Source organism: Streptomyces tatrensis, assembly GCF_049310065.1.
Classification (GTDB): domain Bacteria; phylum Actinomycetota; class Actinomycetes; order Streptomycetales; family Streptomycetaceae; genus Streptomyces.
Map to the genome: position 1 here is coordinate 1708932 of NZ_JBMDLB010000011.1, position 17590 is coordinate 1726521.

General features: G+C 73.2%; 18 protein-coding genes. 7 read left to right on the forward strand and 11 right to left on the reverse strand.

Annotation, left to right across the window (positions count from 1 at the left end):
• Positions 1–7 precede the first annotated feature (7 nt).
• On the reverse strand, positions 8–601 hold the full coding sequence (locus ACODT5_RS23405) for a helix-turn-helix domain-containing protein (protein ID WP_422521258.1): 594 nt from the start codon (positions 599–601) through the stop codon (positions 8–10).
• A 115-nt stretch (positions 602–716) separates the two neighbouring features.
• On the opposite strand from ACODT5_RS23405, the gene ACODT5_RS23410 reads away from it, so the two are divergent.
• Positions 717–1586 carry an EamA family transporter gene (locus ACODT5_RS23410; protein WP_422521259.1) on the forward strand — a complete coding sequence of 290 codons (870 nt, stop codon included), beginning with the start codon at positions 717–719 and terminating at the stop codon, positions 1584–1586.
• On the opposite strand, the gene ACODT5_RS23415 is transcribed toward ACODT5_RS23410, so the two are convergent.
• Entirely contained in the window at positions 1583–2566 is a 984-nt protein-coding gene (locus ACODT5_RS23415) for an IS481 family transposase (protein WP_422518729.1), read from the reverse strand. The two genes, ACODT5_RS23410 and ACODT5_RS23415, sit on opposite strands and share 4 nt — an antisense overlap.
• A 194-nt stretch (positions 2567–2760) precedes the next feature.
• On the opposite strand from ACODT5_RS23415, the gene ACODT5_RS23420 reads away from it, so the two are divergent.
• Positions 2761–3216, forward strand: a complete 456-nt coding sequence (locus ACODT5_RS23420) for a hypothetical protein (RefSeq protein WP_422521260.1) — start codon at positions 2761–2763, stop codon at positions 3214–3216.
• Between the two features lie 9 nt (positions 3217–3225).
• Here ACODT5_RS23420 and ACODT5_RS23425 read toward each other — a convergent pair whose 3' ends face one another.
• Positions 3226–3993: an acyltransferase gene (locus ACODT5_RS23425; RefSeq protein ID WP_422521261.1), complete on the reverse strand. Its 768-nt coding sequence runs from the start codon at positions 3991–3993 to the stop codon at positions 3226–3228.
• Positions 3994–4119: 126 nt separating this feature from the next.
• Between ACODT5_RS23425 and ACODT5_RS23430 the strand changes: the two genes are divergently transcribed.
• Positions 4120–4665 (forward strand): gamma carbonic anhydrase family protein, encoded by a 546-nt coding sequence (locus tag ACODT5_RS23430; RefSeq protein WP_422521262.1) that lies wholly within the window; start codon positions 4120–4122, stop codon positions 4663–4665.
• 57 nt (positions 4666–4722) lie between these two features.
• Here the strand turns inward: ACODT5_RS23430 and ACODT5_RS23435 are convergent, their stop codons facing one another.
• The 4 genes from ACODT5_RS23435 to ACODT5_RS23450 form a co-directional block, all read right to left on the reverse strand.
• On the reverse strand, positions 4723–5415 hold the full coding sequence (locus ACODT5_RS23435) for a DedA family protein (RefSeq protein WP_422521263.1): 693 nt from the start codon (positions 5413–5415) through the stop codon (positions 4723–4725).
• A 61-nt stretch (positions 5416–5476) separates the two neighbouring features.
• A complete protein-coding gene (locus tag ACODT5_RS23440; protein ID WP_422521264.1) occupies positions 5477–8011 on the reverse strand; it encodes a glycoside hydrolase family 3 protein in 2535 nt (844 codons plus the stop codon).
• 331 nt (positions 8012–8342) lie between these two features.
• On the reverse strand, positions 8343–8495 hold the full coding sequence (locus ACODT5_RS23445; protein WP_422525009.1) for a DUF2191 domain-containing protein: 153 nt from the start codon (positions 8493–8495) through the stop codon (positions 8343–8345).
• A 260-nt stretch (positions 8496–8755) separates the two neighbouring features.
• Positions 8756–9208, reverse strand: coding sequence for a DUF4442 domain-containing protein (locus tag ACODT5_RS23450; protein ID WP_422521265.1), 453 nt, complete (start codon positions 9206–9208; stop codon positions 8756–8758).
• Positions 9209–9303: 95 nt separating this feature from the next.
• On the opposite strand from ACODT5_RS23450, the gene ACODT5_RS23455 reads away from it, so the two are divergent.
• Together ACODT5_RS23455 and ACODT5_RS23460 are read left to right on the forward strand one after the other, a co-directional pair.
• Positions 9304–10365, forward strand: coding sequence for a DUF8017 domain-containing protein (locus ACODT5_RS23455; protein ID WP_422521266.1), 1062 nt, complete (start codon positions 9304–9306; stop codon positions 10363–10365).
• Between the two features lie 70 nt (positions 10366–10435).
• Complete coding sequence (locus ACODT5_RS23460; RefSeq protein ID WP_422521267.1) at positions 10436–11749, forward strand: MFS transporter; 1314 nt, start codon at positions 10436–10438, stop codon at positions 11747–11749.
• 111 nt (positions 11750–11860) lie between these two features.
• Here ACODT5_RS23460 and ACODT5_RS23465 read toward each other — a convergent pair whose 3' ends face one another.
• The 4 genes from ACODT5_RS23465 to ACODT5_RS23480 all read right to left on the reverse strand — a co-directional run bounded on the left by ACODT5_RS23465 (position 11861) and on the right by ACODT5_RS23480 (position 15855).
• The gene (locus ACODT5_RS23465; RefSeq protein WP_422525010.1) at positions 11861–12652 is read right to left on the reverse strand and encodes a spermidine synthase; all 792 of its coding nucleotides are present in this window, start codon (positions 12650–12652) and stop codon (positions 11861–11863) included.
• A 67-nt stretch (positions 12653–12719) separates the two neighbouring features.
• The gene (locus tag ACODT5_RS23470; protein WP_422521268.1) at positions 12720–13601 is read right to left on the reverse strand and encodes a patatin-like phospholipase family protein; all 882 of its coding nucleotides are present in this window, start codon (positions 13599–13601) and stop codon (positions 12720–12722) included.
• An 84-nt stretch (positions 13602–13685) separates the two neighbouring features.
• Entirely contained in the window at positions 13686–14864 is a 1179-nt protein-coding gene (gene tuf / locus ACODT5_RS23475; RefSeq protein ID WP_422521269.1) for an elongation factor Tu, read from the reverse strand.
• Between the two features lie 250 nt (positions 14865–15114).
• Positions 15115–15855: a DNA alkylation repair protein gene (locus ACODT5_RS23480; protein WP_422521270.1), complete on the reverse strand. Its 741-nt coding sequence runs from the start codon at positions 15853–15855 to the stop codon at positions 15115–15117.
• Positions 15856–15904: 49 nt separating this feature from the next.
• Here ACODT5_RS23480 and ACODT5_RS23485 point away from each other — a divergent pair, with 49 nt between their 5' ends.
• Complete coding sequence (locus tag ACODT5_RS23485; RefSeq protein ID WP_422521271.1) at positions 15905–16642, forward strand: TVP38/TMEM64 family protein; 738 nt, start codon at positions 15905–15907, stop codon at positions 16640–16642.
• A 48-nt stretch (positions 16643–16690) separates the two neighbouring features.
• Positions 16691–17569, forward strand: a complete 879-nt coding sequence (locus ACODT5_RS23490; protein ID WP_422521272.1) for an undecaprenyl-diphosphate phosphatase — start codon at positions 16691–16693, stop codon at positions 17567–17569.
• Positions 17570–17590 lie beyond the last annotated feature (21 nt).

A 17590-nucleotide genomic window follows, 5' to 3' on the forward strand; every position in this document is an offset into this window, starting at 1 on the left:
ACCCCGGTCAGGCGCGGGCGTGCGCCTGGACGGTCACCGGCGGGATGGAGACCGCCAGCGTCATCTCCATCGGACCCGGCCCCTCGTTGCGGTAGGCGTGCGGGGCGTCCGCCTCGAAGGAGACGGCCCCGCCGGCCGGTACGGCGTACGCCTCGTCGGCGACCACCAGCGTCAGCTCCCCGACCGTGACGTGCAGCATCTCGAAGGTGCCCGGCGGATGCGGGTCCGAGGCGGTCCCCTCACCGGGCTCCAGCCGGTAGGTCCACATCTCCACCGGCCCTCTGCGGTCGTCGCCGAGCAGCATGCTCGCGCCGCTACCGCTCTCGGTGGACCACATCTGCACCCCCTGCCCCGGCAGCACCACCTGCACCCGCGGTCCGCGGTCGTGGTCGAGCAGGGTGGTGATGCTGACGCCGAGCGCGTCGGCCAGTTTGACCGTCGTGCCGACGCTGGGGTTCGTACGGGCCTGCTCGATCTGAATGATCATGCCGCGGCTCACCCCCGACCGGGCGGAGAGGGCCTCCAGGGTGAACCCGCGCTCCCCGCGCCAGCGCTTGAGGTTGCGGCCGAGTGCCTGGGTGAGCTGTTCGAGATCGGACACCGTTCCATCCACTTCGTACAATATTTTGGATGACAGGGTTCATTGGACTGAACTATCGTGCGTTGTACTCCACCGTGTACTCCACCGTTCAACGCACTGTACTGCGAGGCCCGTCATGACCGCCCTGTTCGCCCTGGCCACCGCCGTCCTGTGGGGCCTCGCCGACTTCGGCGGCGGGCTGCTGACCCGCCGGATACCTGCCCTCACGGTGGTCGTGGCCTCCCAGGTCCTCGCCGTCCTCGTGCTCGGCGCGGTGGTCCTGGGCACCGGCGCCTGGCGGGAGGCCGGACCGCAGCTCTGGTTCGCGGTGGGGGCGGGGCTGGTGGGGCCGGTCGCGATGCTCAGCTTCTACAAGGCGCTCGCCCTCGGCCCGATGGGCGTGGTCTCCCCGCTCGGCTCCCTCGGCGTGGTGGTGCCGATGGGCGCGGGGCTGCTCCTGGGCGAGCGGCCCGGCGCCGCCCAGCTCGCGGGGATCGCGGTGGCCGTCGTGGGCATCGTCCTCGCGGGCGGCCCCGAGCTGCGCGGTGCTCCCGTACAGCGGCAGGCCGTGATCCTCACCCTCGTCGCGGCCTTCGGCTTCGGCGCGGTGATGGCCCTGATCGCCCCCGCCTCCTCCACCGTGCCCGGCCTGTTCCTCGCCCTGTTCGTCCAGCGCGTCACGAACGTGGCCGTCGGCGGCACGGCCCTGTGGGTGCGGACCCGGCGCGGCGTCCCGGCCCTCCCGGCGGGTACGGGCGGCCTGCGGATCCTGTGGGGGCTGCTGCCGGCGCTCGCCTTCGTCGGACTCGCGGACGTCGCGGCGAACGGCACCTACTCGATCGCCGCCCAGCACGGCCCGGTCACCACCGCCGCCGTGCTCTCCTCCCTCTACCCGGTGATCACCGCCCTGGCCGCGTTCGCCGTCCTCAAAGAACGCCTGCGCCCCGTCCAGGCGGCGGGCGCGGGCCTGGCCCTGGCAGGCACGGTCCTCCTCGCGACGGGCTAGGTGTATTGACCCGCAGGGTTGTTCACTCGGTTGATGGGTGGTTTGCCGGCGAGTGCGGTGTGGCAGCGGTGGTGGTTGTAGTTGTGGAGGAAGTCTGCCAGGGCTTCGGTCCGTTCATGATTCGAGGTGTAGGGCCGCAGGTAGGCCCACTCCTCGACGAGCGTCCGGTTGAAGCGCTCGACCTTGCCGTTGGTCTGTGGCCGGTAGGGCCGGGTCCGTTTGTGGGTGATGCCGGCCTCGGTGAGGGTCTGGGTGAAGAGCTTGGACTTGTAGCAGGAGCCGTTGTCGGTCAGGACGCGTTCGACGGTGATGCCGTGGGCGGCGAAGAAGGCGTTTGCCCGTTGCCAGAAACCGGCTGCGGTTTCCTGTCGTTCGTTGGCCAGGACTTCGCTGTAGGCGAGACGGGAGTGGTCGTCGACGGCGGAGTGGATGTAGGAGTAGCCGATCACTGGCGTGCTGCTTCTGCGCTGGTCGGTGGTGGCCTGCCGGTTTCGGTCGCCTGCGGTTCGGCCCACCACGCGCCAGCCGCCGCCGTCGGGGATGTTGCCGAGCTTCTTGATGTCGACGTGGACGAGTTCGCCGGGCCGGTCGCGTTCGTAGCGGCGGATCGGCTGGCCGGTGGGCCGGTCCAGCCAGGCCAGGCGGCCCAGGCCGTGACGGGTCAGGATCCGGTGGACGGTCGAGGCGGGCAGGCCCAGGATCGGGCCGATCCGGGCAGGGCCGAGCTTGCGGGTTCTGCGCAGGTCACAGACCCGGGCTTCGACCGCGGGGCGAGTGCGGTGCGGTGTCGTGTGCGGGCGGCTGGAACGGTCGTGGAGTCCAGCTTGGCCCTCAGTTCGCCAGCGGCGGACCCATTTGTGGGCCGTGGGCCTGGATATGCCCATCTCGGCGGCGACATGCGCGACCGGCCGCCCGGCCAGGACACGTTCGACCAGGATCCGCCTGCCGTGAACGGTCAGCCGGGCATTACGGTGGGACACGAAGACCTCCGTACGTGGTGTGGAGCCTAGACACCTCCACCACACCGGAGGTCTTCGCCATGATCAAGACCCGGCCCTGTTAACAACGCTCGTGATCAATACAGCTAGGCCGTCTCGGGCGCCCTCGCATCCCCGTGCGTCACAGACCGGTCACAGCCACCACACAGCCCCCGCGCCCCGGACAGAGTGGCGCGATGCGCACACACGGCACCGCCGTCGCCCTCGCCGCCGCAGGCCTTCTGGCCCTCACCGGCTGTTCCGATGCCCTCACCAGCGAGCCCACGCCCGACGCCAAGCCCGTCTCCCCGCCGTCCGCCGCAGCCACCACCGTCGCAGCCACACCCGCACCCGCTCCCGTGAGCAGCAAGCCCGCCGCGCCGGCCACCACTCCGCCGGCGGCCCCCGCACCGGCGCCCGCCGAGGCAGCCGTCCCCAACGGCGTCGGTCAGGTCCTGCAGACCGCCCAGGACAATGCGCAGGCAGCGGGGTTCTTCTTCCTCGGCTCCACGGACGCCCTCGGCCAGAGCCGCATGCAGGTCCTCGACCGGAACTGGAAGGTCTGCTCGCAGGCACCCGCCGCCGGCACGAAGGCCGCCACCAGCACGAAGATCGTGTTCGACACGGTCAAGCTCGAGGAGACCTGCCCCTGACCCACGGCCTCACTCCGGCTCCGTCATGTCCGCCAGTGCGCCCAGTGCGCGCAGCTGCTCCGGGGTGACCCCGTCGGGGATCGGGACCGGCGCCGGGGTGCGCAGCGGTGGCTGCCAGCCCGTCTCGGGGTCCCAGCGGCGGACGATCCGCGCCGGCGCCCCCGCCACCACGGCGTGGTCCGGCACGTCACCCCGTACGACGGCCCCCGCCGCCACCACGACGTTGCGGCCCAGCCGGGCCCCGGGCAGGATCACCGCGCCGGTCCCCAGCCAGCAGCCCGGTCCGATCTCCACGGGGGCGCTGCGCGGCCACTGCTTGCCGATGGGCTCGTGCGGGTCGTCGTAGCTGTGGTTGGTGGAGGTGATGTAGACCCCGGGACCGCAGAAGGTGTCGTCGCCGATGGTGATCCGGGTGTCGGCGATGACGTGGCTGTCCCGGCCGATGACCACGCCGTTGCCGAGGACCAGGACCGGTTCGGCGCCGAGGTCGAGGTCCGGCATCATCCCGGCGGTGAGCGTGACCTGTTCCCCGATGATGCAGTGGTCACCGAGGCGGATCCAGGGCGCGCCGAAGACCGTGCCCTGCGGGAAGGCGAGCCGGGTGGCGTGCCCGATCGCGCCGAAGCGCAGCCCTCCGGGGGTCTGGGCGGTGACCGCGCCGGCCCGCTGCATCCAGCGCCAGCCCGCGTGGACCGCGCGCCCGGCGAGCCGGCGGCGCAGGCCCGTGAGGGAGGGGATCGCCGTCAGAGAAGAGAACGTGTTCTGGTTCTTCGCCACCGGGTCACCGTAGCGCGCCGGGAGCCCGGGCCGCGCCGTGATCTTCACCCCATCCCCGGGGCCGCGGACGGCGTGGCCTACGGTGCCGGTAGCGCGACACGACGTACCGGAAGAGGAAGAGAACACATGACGCAGCAGGCGGCCCAGGCACTCGTGGCGGGTGTCGGCGGGAAGAACCCCGTGATCGATCCGACGGCGTTCACCGCTCCCACCTCCGTCGTGGTCGGTGACGTGACCCTCGGCGCGGGGTCGAGCATCTGGTACTCGGCGGTGCTCCGCGCGGACTGCGGTCCGATCACGCTCGGCGCCGACAGCAACGTGCAGGACAACTGCACCGTGCACGTGGACCCCGGGTTCCCGGTCTCCATCGGCGAGCGCGTGTCCATCGGCCACAACGCCGTCGTGCACGGCTGCACGGTCGAGGACGACTGCCTGATCGGGATGGGCGCGACGGTCCTCAACGGCGCGGTGATCGGCGCCGGCTCGCTGGTGGCCGCCCAGGCGCTGGTCCCGCAGGGCATGATCGTCCCACCCGGTTCCCTGGTCGCGGGCGTCCCGGCGAAGGTGCGGCGCCCACTGACCGCGGAGGAGCGCGAGGGCCTCAAGGTCAACGCCCTCATGTACACCGAACTGGCCGGTCAGCACCGCGCCTCGGTGACCCCGGGCGCGTAACGGGCCGGGCGCCGAAGTCCCCCGCCCGCCCTCGGGCCGGGCGGGGGCCGGGCCCTCTCAGTCGGTGAGCACGGTCGGAGCGGCCGAGGTCTGCGCCGGGACCGCGTCGGCGGCCGTGTCCGTACCGGCCTCGGCCCGCACCGTCGCGGCCGCCTTCTTCATCCGTCCGCGCACCACCACGGTCATGGCGAGCCCGCAGACGAGGGCCAGGGCGAGGGCCACCCACGAGAACCCCTTCAGCCACGGCTCGGCGACGATGCCGATCGAGTAGATGACGGCCGTCGTGCCGCCCGCCCACAGGATCCCGCCGAGGACGTTCGCGACGAGGAACCGCCAATAGGGCATGTGCAGGACCCCCGCCAGCGGCCCCGCGAAGATCCGCAGCAGGGCCACGAACCGTCCGAAGAAGACGGCCCACATGCCCCACTTGTCGAAAGAGCGCTCCGCCATGGCCACCTGGTCCGGCCCGAAGTGCTTGGGGAAGCGCCGGCCCAGCCGCTCCAGCATCGGCTTCCCGCCCCGGCGTCCGATCGCGTAGCCGATCGAGTCGCCCACGATCGCCCCGGTGGTCGCGCAGATGCCGAGCACCACGGGGTCGATGTGCCCCTGCTGCGAGGCCAGCAGCGCCGAGCTGACCAGGACGATCTCGCCCGGCAGCGGAATGCCGAGGCTTTCCAGTCCGATGACGAGCCCCACCAGGAGGTAGATGCTGACCGCCGGAATCGTCTCCAGCCATTCCTGGATGTGCACCGGTACGTCCCCTTAAGTTCTCCACCCCGGTCCGCCCCCTGTGGCGGGCCGAACGGGCAGCCTATCCGGTCGCCACCACAGCCTTTGCCCGCAGCGGCAGTTCGCGCGAGGAACGCCCCGCGAACACCTCGCGCCGCCCCGTCCCCACGACCCACGCGTCCCGCTGCGGATCCCACGACGACAGCGTGCGCGCGTCGATGTCCAGGACGATCCGCCGGGCCTCTCCCGGCTCGAGGGTCAGGCGCCGGTACCCGGCCAGCGCCCGGACCGGCTGGTCCAGTTTCAGGTCCGGGGACGGCCCTACGTAGACCTGGGCCACCTCGGTGCCCGTGCGGCGTCCGGTGTTGCGGACGGTGAACTCCACGCGCAGCCCGCTCCGCTTCCCGTGCGCGCCGCCCGGCCGGACGGCCAGCTTCTCGTACGCCCAGGTCGTGTACGAGAGCCCGTGCCCGAAGGCGAACAGCGGAGCCACCCGCTGCTGGTCGTACCAGCGGTGGCCCACGTGCACCCCCTCGGTGTACTCCTGCCGCCCGCCCACCCCCGGGTAGCGCATCAGGTCCGCGCCGACCGGGGTCGCCCGCTCGTCGGCCGGGAAGGTCTGGGTGAGGCGGCCGCCCGGGTCCGCGTCGCCGAAGAGCACGTCGGCGGTGGCGGCCGCGCCCTCCTGGCCCGGGTAGTACATCTGGAGGACCGCTCCGGTACGCGGGAGCCACGGCATGGTCGTACCGGAGGAGGTGTTGAGCACCACCGTGGTGCGCGGGTTGACGGCGGCGACCGCCTCGATCAGGGCCGCCTGGCCGCCGGGGAGGCCCAGGGAGGTGCGGTCGCTGCCCTCGGTGGCGTCCTCGTAGGCGAACAGCACCACGCTGTGGGCCGCCTTGGCCGCCTTGACGGCTTCGGCGAGGTCTGCGGCCCGGGTCGCCTTCGTGGTGTGCCGCAGCCGCAGCCGCTGCCCCTTGGGCCCGCCCTCGGCGAAGACGGCGAGCCGGTGTTCGCCCGCCTTGAGCGCGAGGGCGCGGCGGCGCACGGTGCGGCCGTCGGGCGCGGCCGCGAGCAGTCCGCCGGCGAACTGCTCGGCCACGCCCTGCCGTACGGGGAAGAGCTCCTCCCCGTCGAGGCGGACGGACGGCCGCTTCCCGGTGTAGTGGACGAGCAGGGTCCACTCGTCGTCGGCGGCGAGCCGGAAGGTCCCTTCGAAGCCCCAGGTGCGCCCGGCGGCCACCGACCGGTCGTCGAGGCCCGCGTCGGGCGTCAGGAGCTTCGCCGGCAGCGGGCGCCCGTAGAGGTCCTCGCCGAGCGCGTAGGCCACCGTCGAGCCGCTCCCGGCCCGGCGCCGGATCTCGTCGAGGGGGGCGGCGGCCCGGTCCGGCACCACGTGGGCACTGCCTCCGCCGCCGACGAAGGGGGTCCGCCCGGTGGGGCCGATCACGGCGATGGAGCGGGCGGCGGGGCCCGTCAGCGGCAGGGTGGCCCGCTCGTTGTGCAGCAGGACCGCGCCGGCGGTGGCGATCTGCCGTGCCGTCGCGGCTCCGGCGGCGGCGTCCCGGGCGGGTCGGGCGGCGGGGTGCCCGGCGAGCAGTCCGAAGCGGTCGAGGGTGGTCAGGATCCGGCGTACGGCGAGGTCCACGGCGCCCTCGTGGACGGAGCCGCCGCGCACCGCCTCCCGGAGCGGGGCGCCGTAGTGCGTCCCCCCGGGCATCTCCATGTCGAGGCCGGCGCCGATCGAGGCGACGGTGCTGTGGGTGGCGTTCCAGTCCGACATCACCCAGCCGTCGAACCCCCAGCGCCCGCGGAGCAGTTCGTCGAGGAGGGGCTTGCTCTCGCAGGCGTAGACCCCGTTGACCTTGTTGTAGGCGCCCATCACGGCGCCGGCCCCGGCGGCCACGGCCGCTTCGAAGCCCCGTAGCTCCGTCTCGTGGAGGGTCTGTTCGGCGGCGATCACGTCGACGGTGTCGCGGCCCTTCTCCTGGTTGTTGAGCGCGAAGTGCTTGACGGTGGCGATGAGGCCCTCGTCCTGGATGCCCCGGACGACCTCGGCGACGAGGTCGGCCGTCAGCTTCGGGTCCTCGGAGAACGTCTCGAAGTTCCGCCCGGCGTACGGGGTGCGGATGAGGTTGGCCATCGGCGAGAGGAGTACGTCGACGCCGAGCGCGCGGCCCTCGCGGCCGAGGACCCGGCCGTAGGCGCGGGCGAGCGCCGGATCGAAGGCGGAGGCGAGGAGTACGGGCGCGGGCAGCGCGGTGGCGGGCCTGGCGACGCGGACCCCGGCCGGACCGTCGGCGAGGCGGAGCGCCGGGATGCCCAGGCGCGGGATGCCGGGCACGTAGCCGGCCTGGCCGAGCGGGTCCGGGTCCGGGCCGCCGTGCAGCAGGACGGTCTTCTCCTCGAGGGTGAGCCGCTCCAGCAGGGCGTCGATCCGGGCGGTGCGGCCGGCCACGGGCGCGGCGGTGGGGGACGCCGCGGAGCCGGAGGCCTTACGGGGCTGCGCGCCGGGCGGCGGCGCCGGTACGCAGCCGGCCGCGCCGAGGGCGGCACCGAGGGCGCCCATCGCCCCGAGGAGGCGCATCGCACGGCGTCTGGACACGGCCTCGCTCATGGGCGCTCCCTGCGGCGTGGGCATCGGCGTCAGGTGGCGGGAGCGGCCCGCGCCGGACCGCTCCCGCCGCCCACTGTGCGCCGACCGCCACGCGGGCCCGCTTCAGGCGCGCCACCACGAGGCCGATGTTCAGCCCTGCGGCGGCTCCCGCACGAGGCCGGCAGGCGCCGGTGTTCAGCCCGGCGGACGCCCGTGCTCAGCCCAGCGGAGACACCCGCACGAGGCCGACAGGCGCCGGTGTTCAGCCCAGCGGAGACTCCCCCACGCGGCCGGCCGACGCCCATGCTCAACCCGGCGGAGACTCCCGCACGAGGCCGGCAGGCGCCCGTGCTCAGCCCTGCGGCGGCTGCCCGCCGGGGTGGGACTCGCGCCGGGGCTCGTCCTGGAGCTGGACCCGCGCCTCGGTGCGGTGCCCGCGCTCGACGTAGTCCCGTACGACGGCCTCCACCGCGTCCTGGGGCGATCCGATCCCCGCGAGGACCATCACCTCCACCACGAGCTCGGCGTCGAGGCTGATGCTGATCTTGGCTCGGCCCGGCACGGGACCCCCTCCATCCGTCGTCGGAGGAGGGACTCTAGTGCTTTGGCCGGGAAGGCCTGCCGGGTCGCGGCGTCCGGTGCGGTGCATCGCAAGGCGGAAGGCCACGGCTCGTACCGGCGCACTCCCGTGGTCCGACAACGCGGCGGCGTGCCGCGCCGGGCGTCGCGACCCGGCGAACCTTCCCGGTCACCGCACCAGCGGGGTCAGGCGTTGGGGCGCAGCGTCCAGACGACGGTCATCTCGCCGGTCACGGCCTCGTCCTCGCGCTGGATGGCGATGGTGACGGGGAACTCGGGGCGGCCGCCCGCGTCGAGTTCGGCGACGACCTCGGCGGCCGGGCGGCCGAGGGTGGCGGTGGCCGTCACGACGCCCTTGGCGAGCTTCTTGTAGCCGATCTCCGCGCTCACCGCGAGGGGGACCGCGCGCGAGAGCTGGTCGCCGAAGGCGGCCAGGACGATCGCGCCGCTCGCGGACTCGGCGAGGGTGAACATGGCGCCGGCGTGCGGGCCTCCGAGGTGGTTGTGGAACTCGGGCTGGTCCGGGAGCCGGACGACGGCACGCTCGGGGGTGGTCTCCAGGAACTGGAGCTTCAGGGTCTTGGCCATCGGCACGGTCGCGGCGAGCAGTTCGCCCACGTTCATCGTTTCAGCGCTCATGGAACGCGATGTTACCCGCGAGTAGTAGGCCTTGGCCATACCCGTCCGGGGGCGGCCGTGGCTCCCCGCCCGCACTCCCACTATCGTTACCGGCCATGTGGCCAGGACAGCAGCAGCCGCCCGGGGGAGAACCCAACCCCCAGGACGCGCATCAGAACCCGTACCAGCAGCAGCCGGGAACGCCGAACCCGTACCAGCAGCAACCGCCGACGGCGGCGTACGGGGAGCAGCAGCAGCCCGGCTACGGGTACCCGCAGCAGCCCCCCGCTCCCCAGGCCTGGGGCCAGCAGCCCCCGACCGTTCCCGTACCCCAGTGGGGCGGCACCCCGCCGCCCCAGCCCCCGCGCGGCGGGAGCCCGTTCGCGACCCGGACCGTGGCCATCGTCGCGGCCTCGGCCGTCATCGTGGCGGCCGCCGCCACCGGTGCGTTCGTCCTGACGCGGGACGACAAGGGGGCCAACCAGGCGGACGGCAAGCCGAGCGCCTCCCCCTCCGCCCCGGCCTCCTCCGCCGCGGCCCCCCCGGCGAGCCCGAGCGCCAACCCGCGCGGCGGCGGCGACGTCCAGCCGGTGATCCCCGGCTGGAAGGTCGTCGTCAACCCGAAGTACGGCACCGCCTTCGACGTCCCGCCGGACTGGGACGTCCAGTCCTCGAGCCTGTCCATCGGCTTCGGCGACGAGTCCAAGAGTGATGGCACGGCCATCGTCATGATGGGGGCGCCCGCCATCCTCAAGGAGGAGTGGTGCATGGTCGACGCCGACAAGGACGGCAAGGAGGATTCGACCTCGCTGGCCGCCACCGGCACCAAGGGCGGCCAGGGCGCGAAGAGCACCGCCGAAGCCGCGTACAACGAGGCCGGCAACTGGGTCTTCGCCGCGTACGCGCAGAAGGCGCCGAAGGGCACCACCAAGGTCGCCCCGGCAAAGGAGTACACGACCACCTCCGGGCTCAAGGGGCACATGGCGACCGCGACCGTCAGCGGCCTGCCCAAGGAGAACAAGTGCTCCTCGGACGGCAAGTCCGTCGCCTTCAGCTTCACGACCGCCAACGGTGACCTCTCCACCTGGGTCCTCTACGGCGCCGCGGGCGTCCAGGACGAAGTGAGTAAGGAAACCTACGAGAAGATCCTGAGCAGCGTCCGCCTCAACGCGGGCTGATCTCCCGCTCCCCGCCTCCCGGGCCGGATATCCGTTTGGATTCCCGGCCCGGGACGGGGATAGTCCGGGGGTGAGCTCTCGCCCCTCCCCCTCCCCCGGTACCGGCCGTCCGTCCTCCGCGCGCCGGAGGCCCGAGTGGGCCGGCCGCAACTACACCCTGCTGACGGGTGCCGCGGTCATCACGAACCTCGGGAGCCACGGGGCGCTCATCGCGACCGCCTTCGCGGTCGGCCAGTCAGGCGGCACCGCCGGCGACCTCGGCCTGGTGGCCGCCGCCCGTACGCTGCCGCTCGTCCTCTTCCTCCTCATCGGCGGAGCGGTCGCCGACCGGATCCCCCGCCACCACGTCATGGTCGCGGCCAACACCCTCAACTGCCTCTCGCAGGCCGCCTTCGCCTTCCTCGTCCTGACCGGCGAACCGAAGCTGTGGCAGATGATGCTGCTCACGGCGCTGTGCGGCACCGGTACGGCCTTCTTCAACCCGGCCGCCGAGGGCATGCTCATGGCCACCGTCTCCGGTCCGCAGGCCAACCGCGCCTTCGCCCTCTTCCGGATGGCGATGAACGGCGCCACCGTCGGCGGAGCCGCGCTCGGCGGGGCCATGGTCGCCTTCCTGGGCCCCGGCTGGGTGCTCGCCGTGGACGCGGCCGCTTTCGCCGCGGCCGGAGCCCTGCGCGCCTTCCTCGACGTCGGCCACACCGCCGAACGCGCTCCCGGCGGCGGCCTGCTGTCCGATCTGCGCGAGGGCTGGGTGGAGTTCAGGAGCCGTCCCTGGCTGTGGAGCATCGTGCTCCAGTTCTCCGTCGTCGTGGCCGTCGTCGGCACCGCCGAAGCGGTCTACGGGCCCCTGGTCGCGATGGAGCAGCTGGGAGGGGCGGCTCCGTGGGGCGTGGCCCTGGCCTTCTTCGGCCTCGGCACCATCGGCGGGGCCGTCCTGATGATGGTCTGGAAGCCTCGCCGCCTGCTCCTGGCCGGCACCCTGTGCGTGTTCCCGCTGGCGCTCCCCTCCGCGGGGCTGGCGGTGCCGCTCCCCGTGTGGGGCCTGTGCGCGGTGATGTTCGTGAGCGGCGCCGCCATCGAGGTGTTCGGCGTGAGCTGGATGACGACGATGCACCAGGAGATCCCCGAGGAGATGTTCTCGCGCGTCTCCTCCTACGACTGGTTCGGCTCGCTCTCGATGCTCCCGCTGGCCATGGCGGTGGCCGGCCCGGTCGAAACCGCGGTCGGCCGCACCTCGGCCCTCTGGGGCTGCGCGGCCCTGGTGGTCCTGGTGACGGCAGCGGTCCTCCTGGTCCCGGACGTCCGCCGCATGACCCGCAAACCGCCCGCCGCCCACGCCCACGGCGAACCGAGCGCCGCCAAATCCAGCCCCGCCGGCGTGTGAGGCGCGGCGCCCGGGGCGGAGCCCCGAGGGGTCCGGGCGCAGCCCGGGGAACGGTGGAAGGGCGGGTAGGGGACAGGGGGCCCGCGCAACGGACCGACCGGCAAGCCCCCCTCAGCCGAGGCTGAACGCCCCCTCCGGCGGCTCGGGCGAAGCCACCGCATCGGCATCGGCCACCGGCAGAGCCCCCCGCATCAGCCGCGCGAGGGCCGCCCCCACCTCCACCCGCGCCGGAAACGCGTCCCCCGCGCACACCCGCGAAAGCTCCGCCACCGGCAGCTCCCGCTCCGAAGCCAGCAGCACCGCGTTCCCGAAGCGCCGCCCGCGCAGCACCCCCGGCTCCGCGATCAGCGCCAACTCCCCGAAGACCGCCCCGAAGTTCGCGAGCTGCCCCCGCAGGAACGCGAACGGCGCCCCGTCCGCGAGGTTCGCCACGTACACCCCGCCGGGCCGCAGCACCCGGGCCACCTCGCGCGCGTACTCCACCGAGGCCAGCGAAGCGGGCACCCGGGATCCCCCGAAGACGTCTCCCACCACCACGTCCGCGCTCGCGTCCGGCGCCCCGGCCAGCCAGGCCCGCGCGTCGGCGACGTGCACCGCGATCCCGCTCCCGGGCGCCACCGGCAGGAACTCCCCGACCAGCGCGACGAGCCCGGCGTCGAACTCGACCACGTCCTGGCGCGACCCCGGCCGGCCCGCCGCCGCGTACCGCGGCAGGGTCAGCGCGCCGCCGCCCAGGTGCAGCAGGTCCAGCGCGGCCCCCGGCTCACCCACGCAGTCCAGGACGTGCGCGAGGCGGCGTACGTACTCGAACTCCAGGTGCTCCGGGTCGTCGAGGTCCACGTACGACTGCGGCGCCCCGTCCACGGTGAGCAGCCAGGCCCGCTCCCGGTCGATGTCCGGCATCAGTTTGGCGGTGCCCTGGGCCACGTCCCGGATCACCGGGATCTGTTCGTCACTCACCGGACCATTGTCAGGCCCCCGCAGCCGCCCACACCTCGCGCGCCTGCTCCACGTGCTCCGCGGCCTGCTCCAGCCCCGCCCGCGCGGCGGGATCGCGGCGCGCGGGGTCCAGTACGTTGCGCCCGAAGACCTTGCGGGCCTGCGGCGACGGGGTGATCAGCAGTACCTTCGCCCCCGCCTCCCGCAGCCGTGCGGCCTGCGCCGCGGGCGAGGGGATCAGCCCGGCGCCCGTGGCCATCGGCGCGAGGATCACCACGCGCGCGTAGCCGGAGGCCAGGTCGGCGTTGGTCGCGGAGCGGATCCCGCCGTCGACGAACCGCCGCCCCGCGACCGTCACGGGCGGCCACACCCCGGGTACGGCGCAGCTCGCCGAGACGGCGTCGACCAGACCGGCCTCACTCCCCCGCTCGAAGGCGGCGAGCTCGCCGGTCAGCGCGTCCACCGCCGCGACGACGAGGCGCCGCTCGGGCCAGTCGTGCGACACCAGCCGGGCTTCCAGCACCTTGCGGCGCACCGCCTCCGGCCCCGTGTCGGCGGCGAGCGCGAAGGCGCCGATCCGGCGCCGGTAGGACTTCGCGTCGCGGGAGCGCACCATCGCGACGGCGTACCGCCCGATCAGGGAGGCCCCCAGCTTCGCGGGCAGCTCCCCGCCGGCGCCGCCGAGCTGGCGCTCGTACAGTTCCCGCGGGGTGAGCAGTCCGGAGGTGAGCTGCGCGCCGACGACCGAGCCGGCCGAGGTCCCGACGACGAGGTCGGCTCCGGTGAGGTCGACGCCCGCGCGGGCGAGCCCGTAGAGCATCCCGGCCTCCCAGCCGACGCCGGTCAGCCCGCCGCCGCCGAGCACCAGGGCCGTGCCCTTGCTCTCCCCGCCGCCGCTGCTGCCCTCGCCCATGAACCGCTCCCTCCCCGCATGCCAGTGGTGACGGCAGTCTGGCGCAAGCCGACCACCGCCACCACAGCGGGTCCTGCCCGGCCGCTACCCGACCTCGGTGACCGTCCCGGCCCCGACGGTGCGCCCGCCCTCGCGGATCGCGAAGCCGAGCCCGCTCTCCAGCGGGACGTCCCGCCCGAGCTCCACGGTCATGGTGACCGTGTCCCCCGGCCGGGCAAGGCCCGCCTCTCCCAGGTCCACGTTGCCCACCACGTCGGCGGTGCGGATGTAGAACTGGGGCCGGTAGCCGGTCGCCACGGGCGTGGTGCGGCCGCCCTCGCGGGCGGACAGCACGTACACCCGCGCCGTGAAGCGGCGCCTCGGTACGACGCTGCCGGGCGCGGCCACCACGTCGCCGCGGCGCACCGCGTCGCGCGGCACCCCGCGCAGCAGCAGCGCGACGTTGTCCCCGGCCTCGGCACGGTCCATCGGCTTCCCGAAGGTCTCCAGCCCGGTGACCACGGACTCCACGGCCGCGCCGTCGCCGCCGAGCAGCGCGACGCGGTCGCCCATGGTCACGGTGCCCCGCTCGACGGCGCCGGTGACGACGGTGCCGCGCCCGGTGATGGTCAGGACGTTCTCGACCGGCATCAGGAAGGGCGCGTCGGTGTACCGCACGGGCATGGGCACGTACGTGTCCACGGCGTCGAGCAGGGCCTCGATCGACGCGGTCCAGCGCGGGTCGCCGTCGAGCGCCCCGAGCCCGGAGACCCGTACGACCGGGGCACCGTCCCCGCCGTAGCCGTTCGCGGTGAGCAGCTCGCGGACCTCGAGCTCGACGAGGTCGGTGAGCTCGGGGTCCCCGGCGTCGGCCTTGTTCAGCGCGACGACGATGTGGTCCACGCCGACCTGCCGGGCGAGGAGCACGTGCTCGGCGGTCTGCGGCATGACCCCGTCGAGGGCGGAGACGACGAGGATCGCCCCGTCGAGCTGGGCCGCGCCCGTGACCATGTTCTTGACGTAGTCCGCGTGACCGGGCATGTCCACGTGGGCGTAGTGGCGGGTGTCTGTCTCGTACTCGACGTGCGTGAGGTTGATGGTGATGCCGCGCCGGGCCTCCTCGGGGGCCCGGTCGATCCGGTCGAACGGCACGAAGGAGGCGCCGCCGCGCTCGGCGAGGACCTTGGTGATGGCGGCGGTCAGCGTCGTCTTGCCGTGGTCGACGTGACCCATGGTGCCGATGTTGAGGTGCGGCTTGGTGCGCACGAAGGCCGTCTTGGCCATGATGTCTTCCCGTGTGGATCCGAAGCTGGAAATACGGGACCCCCTGAGCGAACCGACCCTCCCCCTGCGGGGTCCGCCGGACGTTCCGGGAAGGGTCAGCTTCGTGCGCCGCCGAATGCGGGTGCGCCTGCGGTGAGTTCCGCGGGGACGGCAGCCTTCGGCGCGTCCGCGACTGCGGACGGCGCTGCGGGGAAGGCGTGCCTGGACATGCGGTCGATCCTGCCGGACCGTGGCCTGCGGGGCCAGTGAATTACTCGGCGGCGGGCCGGACTTCGCCGATGTTCTTGAGCGCCTCGCGCACCGAGAGCGGGGACAGCGACTGCCGCTCGGCGGCGACGAAGGCGCGTACGGCGCCGGGGTCCGTCTTGGCGTACTCGCGCAGGCACCAGCCGATGGCCTTGCGGACGAAGAAGTCGGGGTGGCCGCTCTGGCGGCGGCAGTACGCGAAGAGCCGCTCGGTGTCGGTCGCGGACTTGTACCGAAGCTGGTGGAGCAGGGCGGTGCGGGCCACCCACAGGTCCTCGTCCTCGATCCACTCGTCCATGACGGCGGCGAGCGCCGGGTCCGCCGCCACGAGCGGGCCGACAGTGTGCGCGGCGAGCAGGTCGACGGTGTCCCACCAGGGGACGGTCACGATCAGATGCCGGACCACGGGCAGGAAGCCGGAGGAGCAGCGGGAGACGTGCCGGCGCAGGTAGTCGACTGCGAAGTACCGGTACTCACGCTCCGGAAGCTCCCAGCAGCGCAGTGCGAGGGCCGCGCAGTCCGCTTCGGACGGTTTCGGGGTGCCCTTGGTCACGCCCCGCGACAGCTCGCGGCGCAGCGGGGTGGGGAGCCCGAGGAAGGGCGCGACGTCCTTCATGTACGCGGCCATGGGCCCCGCCCGCCCGGCGTCGGCGGCGGCGCCGTAGGACTGCGTGAGCCGTGTCACCAACAGCTCGGCGAGGTCGCTGTGCGCGGCCCGCGGAGGCCTCCGGTCGTTCGGCTGCATGAGGCCCAGATTACGGCGCTCGTACAGGGGGGTCGGTTAGTCTCCCGGAATGTCCCTCCTCCTCGCGCCGTGGACCCGGCTCTCGCTGCTCGTCGTGCTGCTCCTCGCGGCCGGCGTCTGCGTCGTGCTGTACGAGCCCCAGCGGCTGCTCGCGGAGGGCTGGCCCCCGGGGCTCCCGGTGGGCACCGCGGTCCTGCTCTTCGCCGCGGCGTACGGGGTGTGCACGGCCGCCCTGGTGCCGCGCCCCCTGCTGAACCTGGCCTCCGGGGCCCTCTTCGGCTCCCAGTTCGGCCTGGTCGCGGCGGTCGGCGGCTCGGTCATCGGTGCCGGGATCGCCTTCGGCCTCGGCCGGATGATGGGGCGCGACGCCCTGCGTCCGCTGATCCGCGGCCGCTGGCTGCAGGCGGCCGACGACCAGCTGGCCCGGCACGGTTTCCGCTCGATGCTGGCGGTCCGGATCTTCCCCGGTCTGCCCTTCGCGATGGCCAACTACGCCGCCGCGCTGTCCCGCTGCGGCTGGCTCCCCTTCCTGCTCGCCACCGCGATCGGTGTGGTCCCGAACACCGCCGCGTACGTGATCGCGGGGGCCAGCGCCTCCTCCCCGACCTCCCCCGCGTTCCTCGCCTCGTTCGGCTTCATCGCCCTCTCCGCGGTGGGTGCGTCGGTCGTCGCCTGGCGCAAGCGGCACCGGCTGGCGCCCGTACGCAGGCCCGAGCGGCCCGTGCCGGCGCGGGAACTGACGGCCGTACACCCCCCTGTGGTCACGGCGGCACCCCACGGGCCCTAGCATCGGACCCGAACTGCCCAACGATCACAAGGACGAGCGCACCCCGACATGAACTGGATCGAATCCCTCATCCTCGGTCTCGTCCAAGGACTTACGGAGTTCCTCCCGATCTCCTCCAGCGCCCACCTGCGGCTGACCGCGGCGTTCGCCGGCTGGCACGATCCGGGAGCGGCCTTCACCGCCATCACGCAGATCGGCACCGAAGCCGCCGTACTGATCTACTTCCGCAAGGACATCGCGAAGATCATCTCCACCTGGTTCCGCTCGCTGTACACGAAGGCGCTGCGGTCCGAGCAGGAAGCCAAGATGGGCTGGCTGGTGATCGTCGGCTCGATCCCGATCGGTGTCCTCGGCCTCGCCTTCAAGGACCAGATCGAGGGCCCGTTCCGCGATCTGCGACTGATCGCCACCACCCTCATCGTGATGGGCCTCGTGCTCGGCTTCGCCGACCGGCTGGCGGCGCGCGACGAGGAGGGCGGCCGGCACCGGGTCGTCCGCGAGCGCAAGACCCTGAAGGAACTGGGCGTCAAGGACGGTCTGATCTTCGGTCTCTGCCAGGCGATGGCCCTGATCCCGGGTGTGTCCCGGTCGGGTGCCACTCTCTCCGGCGGTCTGCTGCTGGGCTTCACCCGTGAGGCGGCGGCCCGCTACTCCTTCCTCCTCGCCATCCCGGCCGTGCTGGCCTCGGGCCTGTTCGAGATCAAGGACGTGATGGAGAAGCCGGGGCACATCGAGTGGCCCCAGACGATCTTCGCCACGGTCGTCGCCTTCCTCGTCGGCTACGCGGTCATCGCCTGGTTCATGAAGTTCATCTCCAGCAAGAGCTTCATGCCGTTCGTGATCTACCGGGTCCTGCTCGGCATCCTGCTGTTCATCCTGATCGGCATGGGTGTCCTCAGCCCCCACGCCGGCGAGTCGGCCGGCTAGTACGGCGCCCGCTCACCGCTT